This is a genomic window from Nocardioides ginsengisoli (assembly GCF_039537225.1).
In the GTDB taxonomy this organism is placed as follows: domain Bacteria; phylum Actinomycetota; class Actinomycetes; order Propionibacteriales; family Nocardioidaceae; genus Nocardioides; species Nocardioides ginsengisoli.
This window is the reverse complement of sequence record NZ_BAABAC010000034.1, coordinates 1-24,589: the sequence shown is the minus strand read 5'-3', so window position 1 is coordinate 24,589 and position 24,589 is coordinate 1. Positions and strand designations below refer to the sequence as shown.

Genomic DNA, 24,589 nt, shown 5'->3' with positions numbered 1-24,589 from the left:
GGAGGACTCGATCAAGGCCAAGCTCTTCGCCCTGCCCGGCGACACCGTCGTCCACACCGGCCACGGCGAGGACACCACCATCGCCGCGGAGCAGGCCCGGCTCTAGGTGATCCGTTGAGGCCGGGCGAGGTAAGGGACCTGCTGCGACTCACGCCGCCCCGGCGGCGCGACGTCCTGGAGCACTGTCGGACGATCGCCGACGTGCGCGACGCGGCACGGCGCCGACTGCCTCGCCCGGTCTTCGACTACGTCGACGGCGGCGCCGACGAGGAGCTCAGCCTGGCGGCCAACGAGGCCGGCTGGCGGGAGTTCTCGTTCCGGCCGCGGGTGCTGGCCGACGTGTCGAGCCCCGATCTGAGCACCACGATCCTGGGTGCGCCGGCGGCGCTGCCGTTCGGGCTGGCGCCGACCGGCTACACCCGGATGATCCATCCCGACGGCGAGCTGGCCGTGGGGCGCGCGGCGGCGGCGGCCGGGACGCCGTACGTCCTCTCGACGATGGCCTCGACCAGTCTCGAGGACGTGCGGGCAGAGCTGTCGGGCGCGGACCTGTGGTTCCAGCTGTACGTGTGGAAGGACCGCGGCGTCACGCGCGAGCTGGTGGCGCGGGCGTGGGAGCGGGGCTACCGCGTGCTGGAGGTCGCCGTCGACACGGCGGTGTCGGGCCAGCGGGTGCGCGACCTGCGCAACGGGCTCACCATCCCGCCGCGGATCACGCCGGCGACGGCGGTGCGGATCGGGATGCGGCCGCGCTACTGGACGACGATGGTCCGGCATCCCGCGATGACCTTCGCGAACTTCGACGGGCTCGGCGCGGAGTCGGGGTTCACGATCGAGAGCATCTCGACGCAGTTCGACCCGAGCGTCGGCTGGGACCGGCTCGCCGAGTTGCGCGAGCTGTGGCCCGGGCGGCTGACGATCAAGGGCCCGGTGGGCCCGGACGACGCCCTGACCGCGGCGGCCGCGGGCGTCGACGCCGTCCACCTGTCCAACCACGGCGGACGCCAGCTCGACCGCTCGGTCGCGCCGGTCCACCTGATCCGGCCGGTGCGGGAGGCGGTCGGCGACCGGCTCGGGATCCTCGTCGACTCCGGGATCCGGCACGGCGCCGACATCGCGACCGCGCTCGCCCTCGGTGCCGACGCGGCGTTCGTCGGCCGGCCGTACCTCTACGGCCTCGCGGTCGCGCAGGTGCGCGGGGTCGCGCACGTCATCGACCTGCTCCGGCGCGAGCTGACGCGCACGATGCAGCTGCTCGGGGTGACGAGCGTGGCGGAGCTCCGGGGCGCGGGGCCCGACTTGATCAGCTCGCGCGCAGCAGCTGCCGCAGCGTCGCGATGACCTCGTCGTCGAGACCCAGCCCGTCGCGCAGGTAGGCCGCGCGGTCGCCGTACTGCTCGACGACCGCGGCCCACGCGGCATCGAGGTAGGCGACGTCGACGATGAGCGTCGGCTCGTAGATCGCGACCGCCGCGGCGCCCGCGTGCTTCTCGATCTCGGCCTCGACCCGCGCGCGGCTGGCCGCGGTCTGCGCGTTGGTGAGCAGGTAGTCGCTCTCGATCGTCGGGTCGTCGACGCCCGCGATGTGCAGCAGCAGCGCCGCCACCCAGCCGGTGCGGTCCTTGCCCTGCGCGCAGTGGAAGAGCTGCGGCCCGCCGGTCGCGAGCTGACGCAGGACGCCGCCGAACGCCTCGCGCGAGTGCGCCTCGACCACGAAGCTGCGATAGACCTCGGTCATCAGCGTGCGCGCCTCGTCGGCGCCGGTCAGCCCGGAGATCCGCTCGATCGGGATCCCGATCGCGTCGAAGTGCAGCCCCGCCACCCCCGGGATCTCGGGGTCGGGGTGCAGCGCGATCTCGGTCGGCGAGCGCAGGTCGATGATCGCCCTCAGGCCGATGCCCTGGAGCGTCGTGAGGTCGACGTCGGTCAGCCGCAGGTCGTTCGAGCGGTAGAACACGCCCGTCCGCAGCTTGCCGCCGTCGGTCGTGGCGTAGCCGGTGCCGGCGACGTCGCGGAAGTTGTCGGCGGAGGCGAGGCGGAGGTACTCGTCTTGCGCGGTCACATGGTCACCCTAGGCGGTGTGGGAATCCCCGCTTCAGCGGGGATTCCTGCGCTTCCTGCCGGTTGCAACGGCCAGGAAGCGCCAGTTTCCGTCAGGAAGTCACCGCCGCGGCGGCCGCGGCAGGAACCGCGGCGTCCGCGCGGCGTACGTCCGATAGCCGGGCCGGTCCATCATGGACTTCTCCAGCAGCTTGGCGCCCGTGGTCTCGCTGAGGAACCAGGTCATCGCCAGCGGCGCGATCACGGTCGCGAGCCCGGCGATCCAGCCGGAGGCGAGGCCGCCGGCGAGCCAGGTGCCCCACCAGACGCAGGCGTCACCGAAGTAGTTCGGGTGGCGGGTCCAGGCCCAGAGGCCGGTGTCGAGGACGGGTGGGCGCTCGGAGCGGGGGCGGGCGCGGTAGGCCGCGAGCTGGGCGTCGCCGACGGCCTCGAAGACCAGGCCGACGAGCCAGACCACGCCGCCGACGACCACGAGCGGCCACCACCACACCGGGCGGACGACGCCGACCGCGACCGGCAGCGCGACGAACACCATCGCGAGCCCCTGGACGGCGAGGACCTTGCGGACGACGACGCCGAGGCCGACGTCCGACACCCGGCCGCCCAGGAGCTCGAGATAGCGGGGATCCTCGTCGCGGTGGCCGCTGCTGCGTCGGTACAGGTGACCGGTCAGCCGAAGCCCCCACACGGCCACGATCGCGACGAGGAAGCTGGTTCGGAGGGCATTGCCGTGGCCGGACGCGCCCGCGGTGAGGGCGCAGGCGAGCGCGATGACGACGAAGCCGAGGCCCCAGGCGACGTCGACGACGGCGATCCGGTCCTGGCGGCGAGCGACCACGGCGGTGCCCGCCATCACGACGACCGCGGCCGCGAGCGCGACGACCACAGAGAGCACGAGCGCGTCCATCAGCGCACCCAGCCCAGCGTGTGCGGCCCGCCGCGCCGGACCAGGAGCAGCTGGTCGACGCCCATCCGGCCGTCCCGGAACGCCATCGACCCGCCGACGAGGTACAGCCGCCAGACCCGCACCAGCTCGGGCCCGACGAGCTCGGTGATGGCGTCGAGGTTCTCCTCGAAGCGCCGCAGCCAGCCGGCGACGGTCAGCACGTAGTGCTCGCGCAGCGCGTGGACGTCCCGCACCTCCAGCCCGGCCCGCTCCAGCAGCGCCGCGGTCTCGCCGACCGGCCGCATGTGCATGTCCGGCGCGATGAACGACTCGATGAACGGCCCGCCGCCGGGGTGACTGGTGCCGCGTGACATCTGCTGCACCAGCACGCGGCCGCCGGGCCGCACCGCGTCGTGCAGCACCCGGGCGTACGTCGGGTAGTTGCGCTCGCCGACGTGCTCGCCCATCTCCAGCGAGGCGACGGCGTCGTACTCCGCCCCCGCCGTCGGTACGGCGTCCCGGTAGTCGCTGAGCCGGATCTCCACGCGGTCCGCGAGCCCCCGCCGCCGGGCCGCCGCGGTCGCGAACCGCTGCTGCTCCTCCGAGATCGTCACGCCGACCACCCGGACCCCGTAGTGCTCGGCGGCGTACAGCGACAGCGAGCCCCACCCGCAGCCGACGTCGAGCAGCCGCATCCCCGGCTCCAGGCCGAGCTTGCGGCAGACCAGGTCGAGCTTGGCGTCCTGCGCGTCCGCGAGCGGCTGCTCCGGCGAGGAGTGGTAGCCGCACGAGTAGGCGAGGTTCCGCTCGTCGAGGATCAGCGAGTAGAAGTCGGCCGTGGTGTCGTAGTGGTGGCTGATCGCCCGGCGGTCGCGCTCCTTGCTGTGCAGCCGGCCGCGCACGCGTGCCTGGGTCGAGGGCGGTGTCGGGGGCCGGCCGACGAGGCCGAGCCCGAGCGCCGTCCGGACGGCGCCGGCCAGCGCCCGCACCGGAGGACGGCGTCCGCCCAGTCCGCGCTGGGCCGCCACCGCGAAGGCGTGGGTGAGGGCCGCGTCGAGATCCCCCGGTACGTCGAGCTCGCCGGTGACATAGGCCTGGGCGGCGCCCAGCTCGCCGGGCTGCCACAGCAGCCGGCGCAGCGCGTCGGGGGAGCGGAGCGTGACGACGGGCGCGTCGGCCGGGCCGGCCGTCGTCCCGTCCCAGGCGACGAGGCGCACCGGGAGGTCGCCGCCGACGAACGGACGCAGCGCCTCCTCGAGCCGGCCGGCGGTGGTCATCGGGACTCCTTGACGAAGGTGAGCTGATGGTCGTCGATGTAGCCCGCGGCGAAGCCGGCCCGGCAGTACTCCAGGTAGAAGTGCCACATCCGCTCGAAGGTCTCGTCGAAGCCGAGCGCGCGCACCCGGTCCAGCGCCGCCGTGAACGCCTGGTCCCACATCCGCAGCGTCGACGCGTAGTGCGCGCCGATCGCGAGGTCGTCGACGACCCGCAGCGCGGTGTGGTCGCGCACCGTCTCCTCGATCGCCCGCACCGACGGCAGCGCGCCGCCGGGGAAGATGTACTTGGTGATGAAGGTGTGCGTCGAGCCGGTAGCGAGCATCCGGTCGTGCGGCATCGTGATCGCCTGCAGCGCGACCCTGCCGCCGGGGGCGAGCACGTGGTCGAGCGTCCGGAAGTACGTCGGCCAGAACTCCCGCCCCACCGCCTCGATCATCTCCACCGAGACCACCGCGTCGTAGGCGCCGCCCGGCTCGTCGAGCAGCGCCCGGTAGTCGCACAGGTCGACGCGGACCCGGTCGGCGTGGCCGGCCGCGGCGATCCGCTGCTCCGCGAGCATCTGCTGCTCGACCGAGAGCGTGATCGTGCGGACCTCCGCGCCCCGGGCCGCCGCGCGGATCGCGAGCTCGCCCCAGCCGGTGCCGATCTCCAGCAGCCGGGTGCCCGCGGTGACGCCGGCCTGGTCGAGCAGCCGGTCGATCTTGCGGTGCTGCGCGGCGACCAGCTCGTCGGCGCCGGCCGTCGCGGGGTCGGCGAAGAGCGCGCTGGAGTAGGAGAGCGTCGGGTCGAGGAAGGCCGCGAACAGGTCGTTCGACAGGTCGTAGTGGTGCGCGACATTGGCCCGGGTGTTGGCGCGGGTGCCGCGCTGGCTGCGCGGGAGACGCTGGACGACGAGCCCGCGCAGCACCTGCAGCGCGGGCGGGACGAGGGTGGTCAGCTCGGCCGCGAGCACGGTGAGGAAGTCGCCGAGGACGCCGTCGCCCGGCGTCCCGTCCTCGTCCCAGGCGCCGCTGAGGTAGGCCTCACCGAAGCCGATCAGCTGGTCGCGGCCGAGCCGCTCGAACAGCTCGTCCGGGCGGTGGACGACGATCGCCGGACCGCCGCGCCCGAGCACCTCCGTCCTCCCGTCGGCCTGGTGCAGGCGGACGGTGACGTCGAGCCGCCCGATCGCGGAGCGGAACAGCCGCTCGGCGATCCGCGCCGCGACCCCGCCGGTACGACGACCGGGTCGCGGCTGGACGGGAAGCCGCCGTGCCCACAGCGCGATGCCGTGCGCGCGGATGAGCGCCGCGCCGCGCAGGCCGGCCAGCGCCAGCCGCGGCGGCTCGTCCGGCGTCGCGTCGAGGGCGGCGTCGAAGCGCGCGCCGTCGTCGGTCACCAGCCGGACCGCGAGCTGCAGTCGACCGGTCTCGGGATCGGGCGGCGGCGCGAGCACCTCGTAGTGCCCGTCGGTGCCGTGGAAGGGCGACACGTACATCTCCTTGTCGACGACATGGCGTCCCGCGCCGGCCGTGCGCGCGGGATCGAGCAGGTAGGCGTGCCGGTCGCCGTAGGTGTTGTGGACCTCGACGACCGTCGCCGCCGGCGGACCGGTGGGGCGCTCGGGCGCCCAGCACCAGTGCACCGAGATCGGGTTGAAGCAGTGGCCGAGCGCCCGCGGCTGCGCGGCCATCAGCGCGCGCCCGCCACGGACGTCGATGCCGTGCCCGGCGAGGAAGGCGTCGAGGCCCTCACGGATGGTCGCGGCGTCGCCGGTGAAGTGGTCGCGGCCGACGAAGCGGCCCGGCAGGCCGGCGGCCGTGCCGTCGTCGGAGAGCCGGTCGAGGTCGACGACGCTCATCCGGGAGTGGTGCGTGAAGGCGTTGGCGATCGGCTCGCGGCGGCGATGCGTCAGCGTCGTCCGGTACGACGTCGCGACCCGCGTCGGCAGCCCCAGCCGGGCGACCGCACGTTCGCCCGAGCGCGCGCCGTCCTCGTGGAATCCCCAGCCGTGATAGGCCCCGGCGAAGACGATGCGGTCGGAGTCGATCTCGGACAGCCGCGCCTGGGCGGCGACCGAGGCGGGCGTGTACGTCGGGTGCGCGTAGTCGCGGCGGACCAGGACCCGCGCCGGGTCGACGAGGTCCTCGCCGCCGAGCGTCACCAGGTAGCGGGTGTCGGTGGCCAGCCGCTGCAGCCGGGTCAGGTCGTAGGTGACGAGCACGCCGGCCCGCGGAGTGGCGGGCCGCCGGAAGTTCCAGGACGCCCAGGCGTCGCGCGCGGTCGGGAGCAGCCGGGTGTCGGTGTGCAGCAGGGCGGTGTTGGCGGCGTACGGGATCGCGTCGAGCACCTCCTTCTGTAGCGGCGTCGGCGCGGCGAGCATCCCGAGCGCCTGGTCGGGATGGGTGGCGATCACGACGGCGTCGTAGGTCGTGCGGCCGGCGGGGGTGGCGACCTCGACGCCGTCGTCGGTGTCGTCGATCGACAGCACCGGCGTGGACGTCAGGACCCGGCTGCCGGCGGCCTCGATCGCGGCGGCGATCCGGGCGACGTACTCCGCCGAGCCGCCGGTGACCGTGCGCCAGGTCGGCGAGCCGAGGACGCGGAGCATCCCGTGGTGCTGCAGGAAGGTGAACAGGTAGGTCGCCGGGTAGTCGAGCGCGGTGGCGGGGTCGCACGACCAGACCGCTGCGACGAGCGGCTCCATGAAATGCCGCCGGAAGTACGGCGTGAAGCGGTGCTCGTCGAGGAAGGCGGCCAGCGTCGTCCCGTGCAGCGGGTCGCCGCCGTCGTCGAGCAGTCGGCGCGCGGCCCGGTGGAAGCGCGGGATCTCGGTCAGCATCCGCAGGTACGACGGGTCGCGGTGGTGGCCCGTGCCGGCCGGGAACAGGCCCCGCCGGCCGAGCGCCCCGGCCCATTCGAGGCCGGTGCCCTCGTCGCTGATCGACATCGACATCTCCGACTCCTGGGTGGGCACGCCCAGCTCGTCGAAGATCCGCAGCAGCACCGGATAGGTGCGCCGGTTGTGCACGATGAAGCCGCTGTCGATCCGCAGCGCGCGACCGGTCGGGTCGGTGACGCTGTGGGTGTCGGCATGCCCGCCGAGCCGGTCGTCGGCCTCGAGCAGGGTGACGTGGGCGGTGCGCGAGGCGAGGTACGCCGCGGTGAGTCCGGCGACGCCGGAGCCCACCACGGCGATCCGCCGTGGTGTCGGGGTGGTGGTCATCAGGAGTCCAGTGCGAAGAGCGCGATCGGCGCACTGGTGGGTTGTGGCGAGCCGCCGTCGGGCTCGACGGTGATGCCGATCCCGGTCGCGTCGGTCGCGTCGCCCTTGAGCACATACGTCGTGTCGGGCTGGTCGGGCATCAGGCCGGCCGGCTCCATCACCCCGGCAGGGGTCTGCAGCCACAGCTCGTAGGCCTTCCCGGCCGGCGCCAGCGCCATCGCCTTGGTCCGGATCAGCGCCTTGCCCTCGCTGCGCGAGAGGACCACCGTGGCCCGGGAGCCGTCGGGGAAGGACTTCTCGAGACGGGTGGCGTCGGGGGCGGCGAGGATCCGCTCGGCCGCAGTCAGCCGCGCCGGCTGCTCGTCGTGCCACGGCCGCAGCCAGGCCAGGCCCACCCCGAGCAGCAGGACGACGGCCGCGGCCGCGCTCATCAGCAGCGGCAGGCGGTGCCGGCGCCGCAGCGGGGTGACCGTCCCGGTCACCGGGGGCAGCGGACGGATGCGGTCGATGCCGGCGAGGATGTCGTCACGGAGGGAGGGCGGCGGCGCGACGACGTCGTCGGCGCCGAGCAGGGCCGCGGCCTCGCGGAGGCTGTCGACCTCGGCGCGGCAGTCGGCGCAGGTGGTCAGGTGCGCCTCGAAGCGGGCGCGCTCGTCGGCGTCGAGGGCGTCGACGGCGTAGGCGCCGGACAGCGCGTGGTCGTGATCGGTCATCGTCCTACTCCGATCGTGTCGCGCAGCCGGATGAGGCCGTCGCGGATCCTGGTCTTCGCGGTCCCGACCGGAAGGTCGAGGAGGGCGGCCACCTCGGTGTGGCTGTAGCCGCCGAAGTACGCCAGCTCGATGGCCTCCCGCTGCACGTCCGTGAGCTGGGCCATCGCGGCGCGCACCCGGCGCGCCTCGAGCCCGGCGTGGGCCGCCTCGGCGGTCGTGTCGTGCTCGACCGTCCGGTTCGTCTGCTCGTAGGCGAGGTCGCGGCGGGTGGCCGCCTCGGCGCTGCGCACCCGGTCGACCGCCTTGCGGTGGGTGATGGTCATCAGCCACGCGAGGGCGCTGCCGCGCGCGGCGTCGTACCGGCTCGCCTGGCGCCAGACCTCGAGGTACACCTCCTGGGTGACCTCCTCGGCCTGCGCCGGGTCGCGGACCACGCGCAGCGCGAGGCCGTGCACGCGGGACGCGGTGGCGTCGTACAGGTCGGCGAAGGCGGCCTTGTCGCCGCGCGCGGCTCGGTTGAGCAGCGGGCCGAGGTCGGTGCCGAGGCCGGCCGGCGCCCCTTGCGGGGCGCCGGCGGGCTCTCCGGGGACCGGATCCATGCGGGTGATCCTTCCGGGTGGACGTGGTCCTGGCCAGGGTCACTTGACCCCGGTCAGCACCTTGTCGATCACGTAGACCGTCGCGTTGGCCGTCGGGATGTTGCCGCAGAGGACCTTCGCGGTGACGGTGCCGTCGGAGACGGTCATCCCGCTCTGCGGGTCGCCGGCGATGGTCAGCTCGTCGCCGAGCAGGGTCTTCTGCTTGCCGGCGACGGCGGTCGGGTCGTCGTTCGCGCCGAGCACGTGGTGGGCGAGGACCTTGTAGAGCGCGCTGTTCTGGCCCTTGGTCTTGCCCTCGGAGACCATCGCGTTGAGGTCCTTGGGCGGGATGGCGCCGAAGGCGTCGTTGTACGGCGCGAACACGGTCAGCGCCGCGGCTCCGTTGAGGGTGTCGGCGAGCCCGTCGATGCTGGTGACCGCGGTGACCAGGGTGCTCAGCAGCGGGTTGTTGCTGGCCGCGGTCGCGACCGGGTCCTTGACCATGCCGTCGAAGGAGCCCGCGCCGGAGGTCGGGATCTTGGCGCAGCCGGAGCCGAAGGTCTGGGCGCCCGCGTCGGTGCTGCCGGTGTTGCCGGTGCTGGGCGAGTCGCTGGTCATGCCGCTGTCCGACGAGCCGGCCTTGTCGGCGGCCGGCTTGGTGGTGTCGTCGCTGCCGCACGCCGCGAGCGTCGCGGAGAGGGCGAGGACGGCGACGGTGGCGCCTGCGGTCCGGGTGAGCCGGTGGAGCTTCATGGTCGTGCCTTCCGTAGGAGGTGGTGTGCAGGTGATTCGGAACGGGTGGGGAATCGGATGGGTGCCTTTTTCTCAGCCGCGGACCTGCACGAGCAGCTCGTGCAGCCCGCTGGCGCCGTCCGGGAACGGCTCGGCGCGCGTGGCGGTCTGGACCTCGCCGTCGGCCGCGGTGGCGCGGACGGCGATCCGGTGGGAGCCGGGCGTGGCGGACCAGCGGTGGAACCACTGGCGCCAGTAGTCGGCGCCGCCGTCCGGCCCGAGCTGGGCGTCGACCCAGGCGCCGCCGTCGATGCGGACCTGCACGCCCTGCACGCCGCCGCGCTCCTGCGCCCACGCGACCCCGCCGACGACGACGTCGCCGGGGTCGAGCTGGGCCAGCGCGCGCGGGGTGTCGATGCGGGCGGCGAGCTTGATCGGCGCGTCGGTCGCCCACCCGCGCCTCGTCCAGTAGGCGTCCTGCGCGGCGTACGTCGTGAGGGTGAGCCGGGTGACCCACTTGGTGGCGCTGATGAAGCCGTAGAGGCCGGGTACGACCATCCGCACCGGGAAGCCGTGCTCGCGCGGCAGCGGCCGGCCGTTCATGCCGACGGCGAGCATCGCGTCGCGGCCGTCGGTGGCCAGCGCCAGCGGTGTGCTGATCGTCATCCCGTCGACGTCGGTGGAGAGGATCTGGTCGGCCCTCGTCTGGCCGATGCCGGCCCGGTCGAGGACGTCGGTCAGCCGGACGCCGAGCCAGCGGGCGCCGCCGACGTACGGACCGCCGACGCTGTTGGAGACGCAGGTCAGCGTGATGTCGCGCTCGATCAGCGGCATCGCGAGCAGCTCGTCGAAGGTGATCGTGACCTGGTGGTCGACGTCGCCGTCGATGGTGAGGGCCCAGTCCTCGGCGCTGATGACGGGGACGTCGAGGCGGGTGTCGACGCGGTAGAAGTCCGTGGTCGGCGTACGGAACCGGGTGATGCCGGGGACCTGGTCGTCGAGCCCGCGCGGCAGCGGCGGCGCGGGCTCGGCCGGCGCAGGAAGGCTGATGTCCTCGGGCCGCAGGCGCAGCCGGGAGACCGTGCGGCCGGCGACCCCGCCGAGCGCGGCGGTCGCGGTGAGGGCGAGCGTGGTGAGGAGCAGCGTGCGGCGGCCGCCGTCGGGCGCGTGTGCGGTGCGGTGCGTGCGCGCGAGCAGGCGCAGGGCGAGCGGCGCGGCGACGGCCGCGACCAGGCACGGCAGCAGGTCGGTCACGCCAGCCTCGGGGCGGGTGAGCACCGCGCCCGCGGCGACCGCGACGAGCGCGACCAGCAGTCCGGCGCCCACCGCGAGCCGGCGCCGGGCCAGCACGCCCGCGACCGCGGCCAGGACCAGCACGCCGGCCAGGACCGACCCGACCAGGATCACCTTGTCCGCCGTCCCGAAGTTGCGGATCGCCCACTCCTTGACCGGCGTCGGCGTCCGGTCGATGACCGCGGAGCCGACCGCGAGCACGGGGGAGGTGGCGGGCGTGGTCAGCGCGGCGGCCAGATGGGCGAGGCCGATGCCGACCAGGGTCGCCAGGACGCCGTACCCGGCCCAGAGCAGGTGCTTCCTCATGCCGGAGGTTCGGAGCGGACCCCCGGGCCGGATGGGGTGCAGGAATCCCCGCTTCAGCGGGGATTCCTGCGCTTCCTGACGGTTGCAACGGCCAGGAAGCGCAAGTTTCCGTCAGGAAGTCACCGGCGAGGCGATGTGCACGAGCGCGTCGCCGGCGTTGACGATCGGCGCGCGGGTCAGCCCGATCACGATGCCCGACCGGTCGGCGTGCACCAGCCGGACCCGCCGGCCGAAGGTGTCGGAGAGCCCGCCGAGCCGGCGTCCCTCCTCGACGTGCTCGCCGAGCTTGACCTCAAGGTGCAGGATCCCCGTGCCGCGGGCGCGCACCCACGCGCTCGTGCGGCACTCGACGGGCGCGATCCGGTCGTCGTCGTCCTCGGACAGCGGCGCGATCATGCCGAGCGAGGCGAGGACGCGGCGCACGCCCTCGACGCCGACGGCGATCGGCTCCTCCTCGAAGCGCAGCGCCTCGCCGGCCTCGTAGAGCAGCACCGTCGCGCCGCGGTCGCGGGCGGCCTGGCGCAGCGAGCCGTCGCGCAGCCGGGCGTGCAGCATGACGGGCGCGCCGAACGCCTCGGCCAGCTTGCGGGTGGTCGGGTCGTCGAGGTCGGCGCGGATCTGCGGCAGGTTGGTACGACGGTCGGCCGCGGTGTGCAGGTCGATCCCGACGTCGCACTTGGCGACCACCTCGGTCATCAGCAGGTGTGCGATCCGGCTGGCGAGCGAGCCGCGGGCCGAGCCGGGGAACGACCGGTTGAGGTCGCGGCGGTCGGGGAGGTAGCGGTCGCCGGTCATGAAGCCCAGGACGTTGACGACCGGGACGGCGACCAGGGTGCCGCGGAAGGTCCGTGCCGACAGGGTGGCGAGCGCCTCGCGGATCACCTCGACGCCCATCACCTCGTCGCCGTGGATCGCCGCGTTGACCCACACCGTCGGGCCGGGCTCGCGGCCGTGGACGACGCGGACCGGGAGGCTGACGTCGCCGCCGGTGACCAGCCGGGTGATCGGGAGCTCGACCTCCTTGGTCGAGCCCGCGCGGACCCGGACGTTGCCGATCGCGAAGGACTCACGCAGGGCCATCGGCGCGCCCCCGGTTCTTGCGGCGGACCCGCCGCGGCGGGCGACCGCCGAGGTAGGACCGGCCGGAGTCGACGAGGAAGCCCTGGCGCAGCGCCTCGCGCCCGACGAGCATCCGGAAGCCCATCGCGTCGCGGCGGGTCAGGGTGATCTCGGTGGGGATGGTGTGGCCGAGCAGCTCGATGTCGATGAGGACGACGATCCGCCGCTGCGCGTGCCCGGTCGAGCTGCGCACCAGCCGGCGGTCGTGGACGGGGCACTCGACGACGGTCGCGTCCTCGGCCGAGCGCTGCCACGGGTGGACCGAGAAGCGCACCCACGGGACGCCGTCGCGCTCGAACTCCTCGATGTCGAAGGCGTGCAGCGCCGACGTACGGGCGCCGGTGTCGAGCTTGGCCTTGATCGGCCCGACCCCCAGGACCGGAAGGCGCACCCACTCGCGCCATCCGGCGACCACCGGAGGGCTGGTTGAATGGGCAGCGTCCACAACCCAATCCAATCAGGTCGGGAATGAAGCTCGCGATCCTCTCCCGCGCTCCGCGGTCCTACAGCACGCAGCGTCTTCGCACGGCAGCCCTCGACCGGGGGCATCAGGTGAAGGTGCTCAACACCCTCCGGTTCTCGATCGACCTCTCGGGCGACGAGCCGGATCTGCAGTTCCGCGGCAAGCAGCTGTCGGACTACGACGCGGTGCTGCCGCGGATCGGCAACTCGATCACCTACTTCGGCACGGCCGTCGTCCGGCAGTTCGAGCAGATGGACGTCTACACGCCCAACACCGCCAACGGGATCGCCAACTCGCGCGACAAGCTGCGCGCCACCCAGATCCTGTCGCGGCACAACATCGGCATGCCGCCGACGACCTTCGTGCGCGACCGTGCCGACGTGATCCCCGCGATCGAGCGGGTCGGCGGCGCGCCGGTCGTCATCAAGCTGCTCGAGGGCACCCAGGGCATCGGCGTGATCCTCGCGCCCAGCATCAAGGTCGCCGAGGCGATCATCGAGACGCTGCAGAGCACGAAGCAGCAGGTGCTCATCCAGCAGTTCGTCAAGGAGAGCAAGGGCCGCGACATCCGCGCCCTCGTCGTCGGCGACCGGGTCGTCGCGGCGATGCGGCGGGTCGCGCAGGGCGACGAGTTCCGCTCGAACGTCCACCGCGGCGGCAGCGTCGAGCGGGTCGAGCTCGACCCGGCCTACGAGCAGGTCGCCGTGCGGGCCGCGCAGATCATGGGCCTCAAGGTGGCCGGTGTCGACATGCTCGAGGGCAACGACGGCCCCCTGGTGATGGAGGTCAACTCCTCCCCGGGCCTCGAGGGCATCGAGACCGCGACCAAGCTCGACGTCGCGGGCGCGATCATCGACTACATCGACAACCAGGTCGCCTTCCCGCAGATCGACGTCCGCGAGCGGCTCAGCGTCTCGACCGGCTACGGCGTGGCCGAGCTCGTCGTCCACGGTGACGCCGAGCTGATCGGCAAGACGCTCGGAGACTCCGGCCTGCGCGAGCGCGACATCACCGTACTCACCCTCCACCGTGGCACCAACGTCATCCCCAACCCGTTCGACCGGCACGTGCTGCAGGCCGAGGACCGGCTGCTCTGCTTCGGCAAGCTCGAGGAGATGCGCTCGATGATCCCGGCCCGCCCACGGCGCCGGGCCCGGGTCAAGAAGCTGCCGAAGCAGCCGATCCTCGAATCCTGACCCACCCGGCGGGAGTGGGTGTGCGGCAGGATGGCCGCATGACTGACGCACCCGCCGAGCTGGTCCACCTCGACGTCGCCGATGGCGTCGCGACCATCACCCTCGACTCGCCCGCCAACCGCAACGCGCTCTCGCGCCAGCTGGTCACCGAGCTGATCGCTCACCTGGCCACGGCCGACGCGGCGGACGACGTCCGTGTGGTGGTGCTGAGGTCGTCGGGCCGGGTCTTCTGCTCGGGCGCGGACCTGTCCGAGGCGGCGACCGTCCCGATGCACGAGGGTGCCCGCGCCATCGTCGCGCTGCAGCGTCAGATCGTGGCCCTCTCCAAGCCGGTCGTCACCGTCGTCGAGGGCGCGGCCCGCGCCGGCGGCATCGGCATCGTCGCGGCCTCCGACGTCGTGGTCGTCGCCGACGACGCCACCTTCGCGCTCACCGAGGTCAAGCTCGGCCTGACCCCGGCGGTCATCTCGCTCACCGTCTTCCCACGGCTCACCCCGCGCGGGCTGGCCTGGACGGCGCTGGGCGGCGAGGTGTTCAGCGGCGCCGAGGCCGCGTCGTACGGGCTGGCGACGCTGGCCGTCCCCGCCGCCGAGCTGCAGGCCAAGGTCGACGAGCTGGTCGGTCAGCTCGCCACCGGCGCCGCGCAGGGCCTGCGGGAGACGAAGCGGCTGCTCGCCGCCGACCTGCTGGCCCGGATCGACGAGAAGGGCGAGGAGCTGGTCGAGGTCAGCGCCCGGCTGTTCGGCTCCGACGAGGCGCGGGAGGCGATGACCGCCTTCCTCACCCGCAAGAAGGGCTGACCTGCTGACCGTCGTACCGGACGTTTCGGTCGCAGAATCGCCCGTTTTGCGACCACAACGTCCGGTACGACGAGCGACCAGCTACTAGAACGAGTTCTAGCTTCGCTCTAGGCTGCCCGCGTGGACTTCGCGATGGTGACCGCCTACCACCCGATCGATCAGCTCGTCCCGCTCGCGCGGGCGGCGGAGGAGGCCGGGTTCGGGGCGCTCAGCCTCGCCGACCACGTGGTCGACCTGGAGACGGTCGAGACGCCGTACCCCTACACCAAGGACGGCGCCCGCCGCTGGGAGCCGAATGTCGACTGGCCCGACCCGTGGGTCACCATCGGCGCGCTATCCCAGGTGGCGACCGAGCTGGAGTTCTTCACCTCGATCTACGTCGCGGCGATGCGCAACCCGTTCGTCGTCGCCAAGGCCGTCGGTACGGCGGCCGCGCTGGCCGGTGGCCGGGTCACCCTCGGCGTCGGCGTCGGCTGGTGCCGCGACGAGTTCGAGCTGCTCGGCGAGGACTTCGCCACCCGCGGCCGGCGTACCGACGAGGCGCTCGAGCTGATGCGCGAGCTGTGGGCACCCGGCTGGACCGAGTTCGCCGGCGAGTTCTACCGCTGCGACAAGCTGGCGATGAAGCCCGAGCCGCCCGCCCCGATCCCGGTCTGGGTCGGCGGCATGTCGGACGTCGCGCTGCGCCGCGCCGCGCGCAACGACGGCTGGATCGGCGACATGGCGACGGTCGACGAGGCGATCGAGATCGCCGCCCGGCTGCAGGAGATGCGCCGCGAGGCGGGGCGCGACCTGGACCGGCCGTTCGCCGTCGTACCGGCGCTGACGGACGCCGTGCGTCCTGAGGACTTCGCCCGCGCGTCCCGAGGCGGCGTGACGATGTGCATGACGATGCCGTGGATGTACTACTACCCGCAGCACGCGCCGCTCGAGCAGAAGCTCGACGGCATCGCCCGGTTCGGGGCCGACGTGATCGCCCCGACCCGGGCGCTGCTCGCCTGAGCTAGCCCGCCAGGTAGCCGGTCAGCGCGCTCACCAGCGTCCGGTGCGCACGGTCGAAGTCGACCGCCGTTCCGAACTGCTGGTCGGCCCGCAGCCCGCGCAGCGCACTCGGGAGCACCTCGGCGACGTCGCGCGCACGCTGGGTGTCGAGCGCGGGGCCGTCGAGGTTCTCGAAGAAGTGCGTGAACGCGGACGACCACAGGTCGTCGAGCTTGGCCAGCGAGGCGGCGGTGAGCGGATGGGTCTGCTCGAGGACCTCGAGCGGCCGGGGCAGCCCAGCTCGGACCGTCTCGACCGCCACGCCGTACGGCGAGTCGAGGATCGAGCGGTAGAGCTGCGCGATCTCGGCGACCCTCCCCTCGACGGTGGGGCTCTGTGGCTCGGCCCAGAGCGAGCTGCCGTTGTCGATGATCAGCTCGACCACGGCGGACCAGAAGCCGTCGGAGTCGCCGAACAGGTTCTGGACCGAGCCCCAGCTCAGGCCCGCCTCCTTGGCGACCATGTTGATGGAGACCGTCTCCGGTCGTCCCGTCCCGAGCATCTCGAGTGCGGTGGAGAGCAGCTTCTCGCGAGCTGCCACTCCTCTTCGGTTTGGTTTGCGCGGCGGTGCCGCAGGCGTCGTACTCATCGTGTTTCCCCCCTAGGACGCAGCGATGCCTTGGCAACTATTGAACCAACAATCTGGTGGGGCGTGACCGCTCTTCCACGACCTGTAGAGTTGGGTGCTTGCCGCAGCGCCCTGCGGTATACACAACAAGAGCGATGACAGGCGGGACGCATCAGTGACAGACGAGCTGGTGGAGCGCGAGGTCGCCGCTGAGCAGGCCTTCGTCGACCGGGTCTACCGGCAGCTGGAGACGGCCGGCAAGGCTGCGCAGCAGCTGGCCGAGGAAGGTCATTCCCGCGCCCATCTGGGCCACGAGGGGGGCCTCGTCGAGCGCGACGCGATGGTCTTCCAGGCTGCCAAGCGGATCGCTCAGCTCGACGCCGCCCACGAGGGCCTGGTCTTCGGCCGCCTCGACATGAACGCCACCGTCGACGCCGAGCCGCGCTACGTCGGCCGGATCGGCCTGCGCGACGACAACCACGACTCGCTGCTCATCGACTGGCGCGCGCCGGCCGCCGCGGTGTTCTACCAGGCCACCGCCGCCGAGCCGCACGACGTCCTGCGCCGCCGGGTGCTGCGCAGCGCCGGGCGCAAGGTCGTCGGCGTCGAGGACGAGCTGCTCGACGCCGAGGCGATGGCCGTCGCCGAGGAGGCCGGCCGCGAGCTCCCGATCGTCGGCGAGGGCGCGCTGATGGCGCAGCTCTCCCGGGCCCGCGACCGCTCCATGCACTCGATCGTCGCGACCATCCAGGCCGAGCAGGACAAGGCGATCCGCGCCCCCTCCCGGGGCGTGGTCAGCATCTCCGGCGGTCCCGGCACCGGCAAGACCGTCGTCGCGCTGCACCGGGCGGCCTTCCTGCTCTACACCGACCGCCAGCGCTACGAGCGCGGCGGCGTGCTCGTGGTCGGCCCGTCCGGCGTGTTCATGCGCTACATCGAGCGGGTGCTGCCGTCGCTGGGTGAGACCGCGGTGGCGCTGCGCAGCCTCGGTGAGGTCGTCGACGAGGTCCGCGCGACCCGTCACGACGAGCCGGCCGTGGCCGACATCAAGGGCTCGGCGCGGATGGCCGAGGTCATGCGTCGTACGGCGCGCCAGCAGGCGCCCGGCAGCCCGCGCGAGTACCGCGTCTTCTGGCGCGACGACCGGCTGGTCCTCGACCGCGGCAAGCTCGGCAACATCCGCCGCAACCTGATGTCGCAGGGGCTGCGCAACAAGCAGCTCCCGCGGGTCTCGAACGCGCTGCTCGACGCCCTGTGGCGCCAGGTCCGCGGTGAGCGCGGTCGCGACCAGGGCCGCGAGCGGTTCAACGAGGACATGCTCTCCCGGCAGGACTTCCTCGACTTCGCGCTGGCCTGGTGGCCGCCGCTCGACGCCGCCACCGTGCTGTGCTGGCTGCGCGACCCCGAGGTGCTGGCCCGCGTGTCGGACGGCCTGCTGTCGCCCGAGGAGCAGCGGCTGCTGTCGAAGTCGTGGAGCCACCTCGACCCGACCCGCGCGATCAGCGGCCAGATCGCCATCGAGGACGTCCCGCTGCTCGACGAGCTGCGCTACGCCCTCGGCGACCTCCCGCAGAAGGCCGACGACGAGCGCGACGACCCGATGGCGCTCATCGAGGGCGCGGTCGACATCCAGGAGCTGATGACCGCCTCCGACCGCGAGTACGCCCCCGCCGGGCGCGCCTGGCGGCCGCCGGTCAGCAGCATCGAGGACGACGGCTACGCCCACGTGCTCATCGACGAGGCGCAGGACCTCACGCCCATGCAGTGGCGGATGGTGGGCCGCCGCGGCCGCACCGCGTCGTGGACCATCGTCGGCGACCCCGCCCAGTCGTCGTGGCCCGAGCCGGCCGAGGCCGACGCCGCCCGTGCCGCCGCGCTGGAGCGCAAGCAGATCCACCGGTTCCACCTGTCGACCAACTACCGCAACTCGGCCGAGATCTACGCCCACGCCGCGGCCTACGCGCAGCGGGTCGGGCTCGACGCCGACCTGCCCGACGCCGTACGACGCACCGGTACGGCGCCGCGCGAGGTCGTGCTCGCCGACCCGCGCGGGCTCGAGTCCGCCACGCGCGCCGCGGTGACCGAGCTCGCGGGCGCGGTCGCGGGAACGGTCGGCATCGTGGTGCCGGTCGCGCGGCGCTCCGAGGTCAACGCCTGGCTGGCGTCCTGGCCCGAGCTCGCCGACGACGCCCCGGGCGCGCGCGCCGCGATCGACTCCTCGGTGGCGCCGTCGGGCGACGACCGGGTCGTCGTCCTGACCGGCCTCGACACCAAGGGCCTGGAGTTCGACGCCATCGTCGTGGTCCGGCCGCAGGAGATCGAGGACGAGTCGGCCACCGGCCGCGCGACGCTCTACGTCGTCCTGACCCGCGCGACGCAGCTGCTCACCACGATCAGCTGAACGCCGTAGCATCGGCTCATGGAGCACGAGCGCGAGGAGTTCGACGAGTTCGGTGACGAGCTCGACGCGCCCGAGCCGTGGATGCGTGACGGTCACATCCCCGCCGACGCGCGGCGGATGGGCCTCAACTCGTCGGTGCCCGACGGTGCGATGCTGGAGTTCGCCGGCGCGCTCGACAGCAGCAAGCCGCTGCACCGGCTGGTCGCGCTGGTGCTGCTGGTGACCTTCCTGGTGCCGGTGCTGCTGACCCTGCTCAACGTGCTGCGCTGAGCGTGCTGCGCTGAGCGTGCCGCGCTGAGGGGCAGCCGTTGTGCACGCTGCCAACGGCCCACCCGAAGGTTGTGCAGCCGACCCGAGAGGCGGGCGGCCCGCCGCTGCGACCTTGGAGGCAGTACGGCGAGGACGCCGTCGCTCGACTCCGAGGAGGCACCGATGGCCAAGTACACGACACGCGGCGCGGACGGCACGACCGTGCCCTGGCGCGACAAGAAGCGCTACCTGTGGATGATGGGCCTGGTCGTCCCGACCATGCCGCTGCTGGGCATCGCGCTCTTCGAGGCGACCGACCGCTCGCTCTTCCTCTGGCTGACGCCGGTCGTCTTCTTCGTGGCGATCCCGCTGATCGACCTGATCGCCGGCTACGACAACACCAACCCGCCGGACGACGTCATCGAGGCGCTCGAGAACGACCGCTTCTACCGGTGGGTGACCTACCTCTACCTCCCGGTGCAGTACGCCGGCTTCGTCGTCGCGATCTGGTTCCTCGCCACCGCCGAGCTCACCGTCGCCGCCAAGATCGGCCTCGCGATCTCGGTCGGCGTCGTCGGCGGCGTCGCCATCAACACCGCGCACGAGCTGGGCCACAAGCGGGAGTCGGTGGAGCGGTGGGCGTCGAAGATCGCCCTGGCGCAGACCTGCTACGGCCACTTCTACATCGAGCACAACCGCGGCCACCATGTGCGCGTCGCGACGCCCGACGACCCGGCCAGCTCGCGGATGGGCGAGAGCGTCTACCGGTTCTGGCCGCGCACCGTCGCCGGCTCGCTGAAGAGCTCGTGGGAGCTCGAGGCCAAGCGCTACCAGCGCAAGGGCACGCACCCCTTCCACCTCGGCAACGACGTCCTCAACGCCTGGCTGATGACGATCGCGCTGTGGGGCGGCCTGATGCTCTGGCTCGGCCTCGCCTACGACGTCAACCCGGTCGGCCTGCTGCCGTACCTGCTGCTCCAGGCGGTCGTCGGCTTCTCGCTGCTCGAGGTGGTCAACTACATGGAGCACTACGGCATGCTGCGCCAGCGGGTCGGCGTCGCCGGCAAGGAGCGCTACGAGCGGGTCACCCCGGCGCACTCGTGGAACTCCAACAACATCGCGACCAACGTGCTGCTCTACCACCTGCAGCGGCACAGCGACCACCACGCCAACCCGACCCGTCGCTACCAGACGCTGCGCGATTTCAAGGACGCCCCGGTGCTGCCGACCGGCTACACCGGCATGATCGTCGTCGCCCTCTTCCCGCCGGCGTTCCGGGCGCTGATGGACAAGCGTGTCGTCGCCCACTACGACGGCGACCTGCGCCTGGCCAACGTGCTGCCGAGCAAGCGCGACAAGCTGCTGCGCCGCTACCCGGCGCCCGTGGCGAGCGACCGCGACGACCGGCACACCGACGTCACCGCCCACGACTTCGCCGAGGAGGTGCTCGCCGCCCAGTGCCCCGGCTGCGGCTACACCTACGAGGTCGCGGAGGGCAACGAGCTCGAGGGCTTCGCCGCCGGCACCGCGTGGAAGGACGTCCCCGACGACTGGTGCTGCCCCGACTGCGGCGTCCGCGAGAAGGTCGACTTCAAGGCCGTCGAGCCGGGCCGCGGGATCAGCCGGATCGGCGCGTGATCGCGATGCGGATCCACGCCGACAAGGGCAGGTGCGAGGGGCTCGGGATGTGCGAGTCGATGGCCAACGACTACTTCGAGGTCGACGAGGACGAGGAGCTGGTGCGGGTCCTCGACGAGAACCCGCCGGAGTCGGACCGCGCGCACGTCTACGCCGCGGTGCAGGCGTGCCCGGTGCTGGCGCTGACCCTGGAGGGCTGAGCGTCTGCGGCCGGATTCCCCAGTGTTCTGGGATGGTCCGGCCGCTGCGGCGCGTCCAGGATCGAGGCTCACCCTCTCTGTGGAAGGACCTCTCTTGTCGACCCAAGCCCGACGTCGTACGACGCTCGCCGGGATCCTGATCGCCCTGCTCGTGCCCGCGCTCCCCACCCCCTCGGCCGACGCCGCTGCCTCGGCCAAGCCCCGGGCCCGCTGCCACGGCGAGGTTGCGACCATCGTCGGCACCAAGCGCGCCGACCGCCTCGTCGGCACCCACGGCCGCGACGTGATCGTCGCGCTCGGCGGCGCCGACGTCGTCGAGGGCCGTGGTGGGGACGACGTCGTCTGCGCCGGTGGCGGCAGGGACCGCGTGCTCGCCGGAGCCGGTGACGACTACGTCGACGGTGGCGGCGGTCGCGACACGCTCGACGGCCAGGGCGGCGACGACGTGATCTGGAGCGGCGGCGGCACGGGCGAGCTGCTGCTCGGCGGTCGCGGCAACGACCACCTGATCCTCGAAGGCACGCTGTCGCACGGGCTCGCCGGACCGGGCAACGACTACGTCGACGTCTACGGCCGCGGCAGCGACGTCGACGGCGGCGCCGGAAACGACGTGCTGCGCGGCGGCCCGGGCGACGACGAGATCGACGGCGGCGAGGGCCGGGACGTCTGCGTCGGCAAGGGCGGCCGCGACCTCTGCGACGGTGGCGCCCCGGGCACGGCCGCCAACACGCCCACCGACCCCGACCGGTGCGACGCGGAGCGGATGCGCTCGTGCCGCGCCGCCGACTCCACGGCGTACGACGGCACGGCCGGCGGCACGCTGCAGTACTCCGGTGGCGTCGTCGAGACCTGGACCGCGAGCTTCCGGATGGACAGCACCGACGACGCGCCGCAGCTGATCGAGGGCCCGGCCACCTTCGGCTGGCAGATCAGCGGAACTGACCTGCAGGGCTGTACCCACGAAGGATCCGCGACCCTGAGCGGGCACGCGTCGTACGCGATCTGGCTCGACTTCGGCTACTACACGGGTCAGCTCTACCCCGACCGCTCGCGCCAGGTGGCGGTGGAGGTGACGTGCCCGGTGACCGGGACGACGACCGAGTGGGTGACCCCGCTCAACACCGACGCCGCCAACACCGGCGAGGTCGACCTGCACCCGGACATGTCCTGGATCCGCGGCGACCGGACCTACCACCCGGGCGGCGACCAGACCGTCACCGCGGTGTGGAGCTGGGACGCCCGCTAGGTCCTTTCACCCCCGGTGGAAGAGCGCGTGGTGACGCAGCGCCACCGCGAGCTGCGGGCTGATCCGGGCGATCGGGTGGCCGAGCATCTCCTCGGCCTGCCCGAGCCGGTAGCGGATCGTATTGCGGTGGACGACGAGCGTGCGGGCGGCCTCCTCGGCGCTGCCGCCGCTGTCGAGGTACGCCGTCAGCGTCTCGCGGATCCGCTGCATGCCCTCGTCCTCACCCACCAGCGGCCCGAGCTCGCGCGCGACGAACCGGTCGACCTCCGGTGAGCAGCCGAGCAGGACGGGCAGCTCGACGTCCGGGTAGAGCGCGAGCCAGGCGTCGGTGTCGGCCGCAGTGACCCGCAGCGCGCCCTGTGCCTCGCGGTGCGACGCGACGAAGCCGGCGATGCCCGTCGCGGCCGAGCCGACGCCGACCACCACGCCCTCGTGGGCCAGCTCGCCGGCGGCGGCCGGCAGTCCGTCCAGCGACGGCGCGTCGCGGGTGCCGAGCCAGAGCCACAGCTGACGGCCGCCGGGCTTGACGATGAGCGGGCTGGCGGCGCCGATCCGGCGGGCCAGCTCGCCCGCCAGCGGCTCCAGGGTGCCCGCGCGCTCGGCGTCCCCGACGGAGAGGACGACGGCCGTGTGGTGCACCGAGATCGGGTAGCCGCCCAGTGCCGACGACGCCTCCCGCGGGTCGGTCAGATCGCCGGCCAGGATCGAGCGCACCGACTCGTAGCGCTGCGCCGCCGCGCCGGCGAGGACCCGGCTGCGCGCCGCCTGGTAGGTCGCGATCGACTGGCTGATCGACTCGTCGAGCCAGACCCCGGCGCGGTTCCAGAAGTACATGAGCAGGTCGGCGCGGTCGAAGTCCGCCGGCGGCAGGCCCTTGATGATCTCGCTGACATAGGCCCACACCTCCTGCTGGGCGACCCGGTAGAACCGGATCAGCATCTCCAGCGGCAGCTGCCGGTCGGCCAGGTCGACGGCCAGCCGGCGCGCCGCCTCGACCAGGTGGAAGTGCTGCTCGGGCTGGGCGAAGTCGCCCAGGAACGCCAGCCAGTGCTCGCGGACCGTCACCCGCACGGTGTCCGGCAGCCCCTCGACCGACCCGGTCTCGGGCATCTCGTCGAGGATCGCCTGCGTCACCCGGTCGACCCACACGTCGACCTGCTCGGGCTGGGCCTGCTCGGCGACGTACGCCAGCAGCCACGGCGCGAGGTCGGAGGGCACGGACTCGCTGCTCATCCGCTCACCCTAGGGCGTGCCGCCGGGCACGCGGCGCAGCGCTCAGCCGAAGTCCGCGAACACGCGCCGGGCGGCGCCGTCGACGGTGACCACGCCGCCGTACGGGACGATCCACTGGGGCCGGGTGTGCCCGAACGGCGGGCCGACCACCAGCACCGCGTCGGGGTTGTAGTGCGCGACGATCTCGATCGCCGTGTCCCGCTGCTCCCGGCGCAGGCCGAGGCGCTCCTCGGCGGTCGGGCGCCTGGTGAAGTCGGACGTCGGCGGCCGCGCCACCAGCACCGCGTCGACCGCCGCCAGGAGGCCGCGCTCGCCGAGGGAGCGGAGGATCCAGCCGAACTCGCGGGCGGGGATCAGCTCCTCGGACGTCTCGAGCAGCAGCACGCCGCCGTCGAGCACCGCCGGGTCGGCCGGGAAGCGCCCGGCGGTGAGGATCCACTGGATCACCTCGATGCAGCCGCCCCAGGTCCGGCCGGTGACCGACCGCGCCGGGCCCGCCCAGCTCCACGCCTCGGTGGGCTCGCGGTCGCCGTACTCGGTGAGGGCGCGGGGGTCGTTCCAGTCTCGGCCGAAGTCCTCGGACTCGCCGGGGTCGGTGAGCTCGAGCCGCTCTCCGGTCAGCAGCGCGGCGCGCAGCGCCTGCTCGTGGATCGGGTCGACACCCGGCCCCGGGCCGAGCTGGACCTGCGTCGAGCCGCCGTAGAAGCCGGGGACGCCGTGGGTCCACAGCCAGTTGAGGATGTTGGTGTTGTCGCTGTAGCCCACGAACGGCTTGGGATCGCGGGTCAACAGCGCCGGGTCGAGGTGCGGGACGACGGTGATCTGGTCCTCGCCGCCGATCGTCGCCAGCACCGCGCGGATCGACGGGTCCGCGAACGCCGCGTTGAGGTCGGCCGCCCGCTCCTCGGGGTCGGCGCCGAGCCGGCGCGTGGTCGGATACTCGACGGGCACCAGCCCCGTCACCGCCGCCAGCCGGGCCAGCCCCTGCTCGTGCACCGCGGGCGCGACCGCGGGCGCGGCGAAGGACGGCGAGACGACGGCCACGCGGTCGCCGGGGCGGGCCTTGGGCACGGGCACGAGCTCCATGCCATCCGACACTAGGGGAGATCCGGTGCCGCTTGCGGTCTGCGGAGTGCCAGGTTTGTTATCGATTGCGTGGTAGCGCGCCGCAGTGATCGAGGTGGTTGGTTGCGGTCGCCTGTTGCTTTGCGGTGGCTGCCGGTCGACCCCTGTCCCGCGGTGGGTGAGTTGATGCGCTTGTTATCGACTCATGTTCGGAGTGGGTGGGGGTGGGTGCCGCGGTGGTCGACCTGCCATTGGAAGCCGTTGGGGCTGGTCCACTGATAGGTGCCCGGCTTCGTGACCTCGTAGCGCCAGTGGCTG

22 protein-coding genes are annotated in these 24,589 nt (G+C 73.0%); 9 read left to right on the top strand and 13 right to left on the bottom strand.

Annotated features, from left to right (window positions below):
• Positions 1-201: 201 nt before the first annotated feature.
• Positions 202-1,341, top strand: coding sequence for an alpha-hydroxy acid oxidase (locus tag AB4880_RS17875; protein WP_367920580.1), 1,140 nt, complete (start codon positions 202-204; stop codon positions 1,339-1,341).
• Here the strand turns inward: AB4880_RS17875 and AB4880_RS17870 are convergent.
• From AB4880_RS17870 to AB4880_RS17825, 10 genes are all read right to left on the bottom strand, one after another.
• Positions 1,304-2,062 (bottom strand): tyrosine-protein phosphatase, encoded by a 759-nt coding sequence (locus tag AB4880_RS17870; protein WP_367920579.1) that lies wholly within the window; start codon positions 2,060-2,062, stop codon positions 1,304-1,306. The two genes, AB4880_RS17875 and AB4880_RS17870, sit on opposite strands and share 38 nt — an antisense overlap.
• A gap of 99 nt (positions 2,063-2,161) precedes the next feature.
• Complete coding sequence (locus tag AB4880_RS17865) at positions 2,162-2,968, bottom strand: DUF1295 domain-containing protein (RefSeq protein WP_367920578.1); 807 nt, start codon at positions 2,966-2,968, stop codon at positions 2,162-2,164.
• Positions 2,968-4,224 (bottom strand): class I SAM-dependent methyltransferase, encoded by a 1,257-nt coding sequence (locus tag AB4880_RS17860; protein ID WP_367920577.1) that lies wholly within the window; start codon positions 4,222-4,224, stop codon positions 2,968-2,970. The genes AB4880_RS17865 and AB4880_RS17860 overlap by 1 nt, the downstream gene beginning before the upstream one ends.
• Positions 4,221-7,430 carry a DUF1365 family protein gene (locus AB4880_RS17855; RefSeq protein WP_367920576.1) on the bottom strand — a complete coding sequence of 1,070 codons (3,210 nt, stop codon included), beginning with the start codon at positions 7,428-7,430 and terminating at the stop codon, positions 4,221-4,223. The genes AB4880_RS17860 and AB4880_RS17855 overlap by 4 nt, the downstream gene beginning before the upstream one ends.
• Entirely contained in the window at positions 7,430-8,143 is a 714-nt protein-coding gene (locus AB4880_RS17850; protein ID WP_367920575.1) for an anti-sigma factor, read from the bottom strand. The genes AB4880_RS17855 and AB4880_RS17850 overlap by 1 nt, the downstream gene beginning before the upstream one ends.
• Positions 8,140-8,742, bottom strand: coding sequence for an ECF RNA polymerase sigma factor SigK (gene sigK, locus AB4880_RS17845; protein WP_367920574.1), 603 nt, complete (start codon positions 8,740-8,742; stop codon positions 8,140-8,142). Before sigK ends, AB4880_RS17850 begins: the two co-directional genes overlap by 4 nt.
• A 39-nt stretch (positions 8,743-8,781) precedes the next feature.
• Complete coding sequence (locus tag AB4880_RS17840) at positions 8,782-9,474, bottom strand: fasciclin domain-containing protein (protein WP_367920573.1); 693 nt, start codon at positions 9,472-9,474, stop codon at positions 8,782-8,784.
• A 72-nt stretch (positions 9,475-9,546) separates the two neighbouring features.
• Positions 9,547-11,052 (bottom strand): molybdopterin-dependent oxidoreductase, encoded by a 1,506-nt coding sequence (locus AB4880_RS17835; RefSeq protein WP_367920572.1) that lies wholly within the window; start codon positions 11,050-11,052, stop codon positions 9,547-9,549.
• A 111-nt stretch (positions 11,053-11,163) separates the two neighbouring features.
• Positions 11,164-12,132, bottom strand: coding sequence for a succinylglutamate desuccinylase/aspartoacylase family protein (locus AB4880_RS17830; protein WP_367920571.1), 969 nt, complete (start codon positions 12,130-12,132; stop codon positions 11,164-11,166).
• Entirely contained in the window at positions 12,119-12,586 is a 468-nt protein-coding gene (locus AB4880_RS17825; RefSeq protein ID WP_367920570.1) for an ATP-dependent zinc protease family protein, read from the bottom strand. The genes AB4880_RS17830 and AB4880_RS17825 overlap by 14 nt, the downstream gene beginning before the upstream one ends.
• A 53-nt stretch (positions 12,587-12,639) precedes the next feature.
• Here AB4880_RS17825 and AB4880_RS17820 point away from each other — a divergent pair, with 53 nt between their 5' ends.
• The 3 genes from AB4880_RS17820 to AB4880_RS17805 all read left to right on the top strand — a co-directional run bounded on the left by AB4880_RS17820 (position 12,640) and on the right by AB4880_RS17805 (position 15,632).
• On the top strand, positions 12,640-13,830 hold the full coding sequence (locus AB4880_RS17820) for a RimK family alpha-L-glutamate ligase (protein WP_437440508.1): 1,191 nt from the start codon (positions 12,640-12,642) through the stop codon (positions 13,828-13,830).
• Between the two features lie 38 nt (positions 13,831-13,868).
• Positions 13,869-14,630, top strand: coding sequence for an enoyl-CoA hydratase-related protein (locus AB4880_RS17810; RefSeq protein ID WP_367920569.1), 762 nt, complete (start codon positions 13,869-13,871; stop codon positions 14,628-14,630).
• Between the two features lie 120 nt (positions 14,631-14,750).
• Entirely contained in the window at positions 14,751-15,632 is an 882-nt protein-coding gene (locus AB4880_RS17805; protein WP_367920568.1) for a TIGR03619 family F420-dependent LLM class oxidoreductase, read from the top strand.
• Position 15,633: 1 nt separating this feature from the next.
• Here the strand turns inward: AB4880_RS17805 and AB4880_RS17800 are convergent, their stop codons facing one another.
• Positions 15,634-16,212 carry a TetR/AcrR family transcriptional regulator gene (locus AB4880_RS17800; RefSeq protein WP_367920567.1) on the bottom strand — a complete coding sequence of 193 codons (579 nt, stop codon included), beginning with the start codon at positions 16,210-16,212 and terminating at the stop codon, positions 15,634-15,636.
• A gap of 202 nt (positions 16,213-16,414) precedes the next feature.
• Here AB4880_RS17800 and AB4880_RS17795 point away from each other — a divergent pair, with 202 nt between their 5' ends.
• The 5 genes from AB4880_RS17795 (at position 16,415) to AB4880_RS17775 (ending at position 21,973) form a co-directional block, all read left to right on the top strand.
• A complete protein-coding gene (locus AB4880_RS17795) occupies positions 16,415-18,640 on the top strand; it encodes a HelD family protein (protein WP_367920566.1) in 2,226 nt (741 codons plus the stop codon).
• An 18-nt stretch (positions 18,641-18,658) separates the two neighbouring features.
• The gene (locus AB4880_RS17790) at positions 18,659-18,910 is read left to right on the top strand and encodes a hypothetical protein (protein ID WP_367920565.1); all 252 of its coding nucleotides are present in this window, start codon (positions 18,659-18,661) and stop codon (positions 18,908-18,910) included.
• A 162-nt stretch (positions 18,911-19,072) separates the two neighbouring features.
• A complete protein-coding gene (locus tag AB4880_RS17785; protein ID WP_367920564.1) occupies positions 19,073-20,527 on the top strand; it encodes a fatty acid desaturase in 1,455 nt (484 codons plus the stop codon).
• 5 nt (positions 20,528-20,532) lie between these two features.
• Entirely contained in the window at positions 20,533-20,727 is a 195-nt protein-coding gene (locus tag AB4880_RS17780; protein ID WP_367920581.1) for a ferredoxin, read from the top strand.
• 94 nt (positions 20,728-20,821) lie between these two features.
• The gene (locus tag AB4880_RS17775) at positions 20,822-21,973 is read left to right on the top strand and encodes a calcium-binding protein (RefSeq protein WP_367920563.1); all 1,152 of its coding nucleotides are present in this window, start codon (positions 20,822-20,824) and stop codon (positions 21,971-21,973) included.
• A gap of 6 nt (positions 21,974-21,979) precedes the next feature.
• Here the strand turns inward: AB4880_RS17775 and AB4880_RS17770 are convergent, their stop codons facing one another.
• Both AB4880_RS17770 and AB4880_RS17765 read right to left on the bottom strand, forming a co-directional pair.
• Positions 21,980-23,206, bottom strand: coding sequence for a PucR family transcriptional regulator (locus AB4880_RS17770; RefSeq protein ID WP_367920562.1), 1,227 nt, complete (start codon positions 23,204-23,206; stop codon positions 21,980-21,982).
• Between the two features lie 42 nt (positions 23,207-23,248).
• Positions 23,249-24,292 (bottom strand): S66 family peptidase, encoded by a 1,044-nt coding sequence (locus AB4880_RS17765; RefSeq protein ID WP_367920561.1) that lies wholly within the window; start codon positions 24,290-24,292, stop codon positions 23,249-23,251.
• Positions 24,293-24,589: the final 297 nt, after the last annotated feature.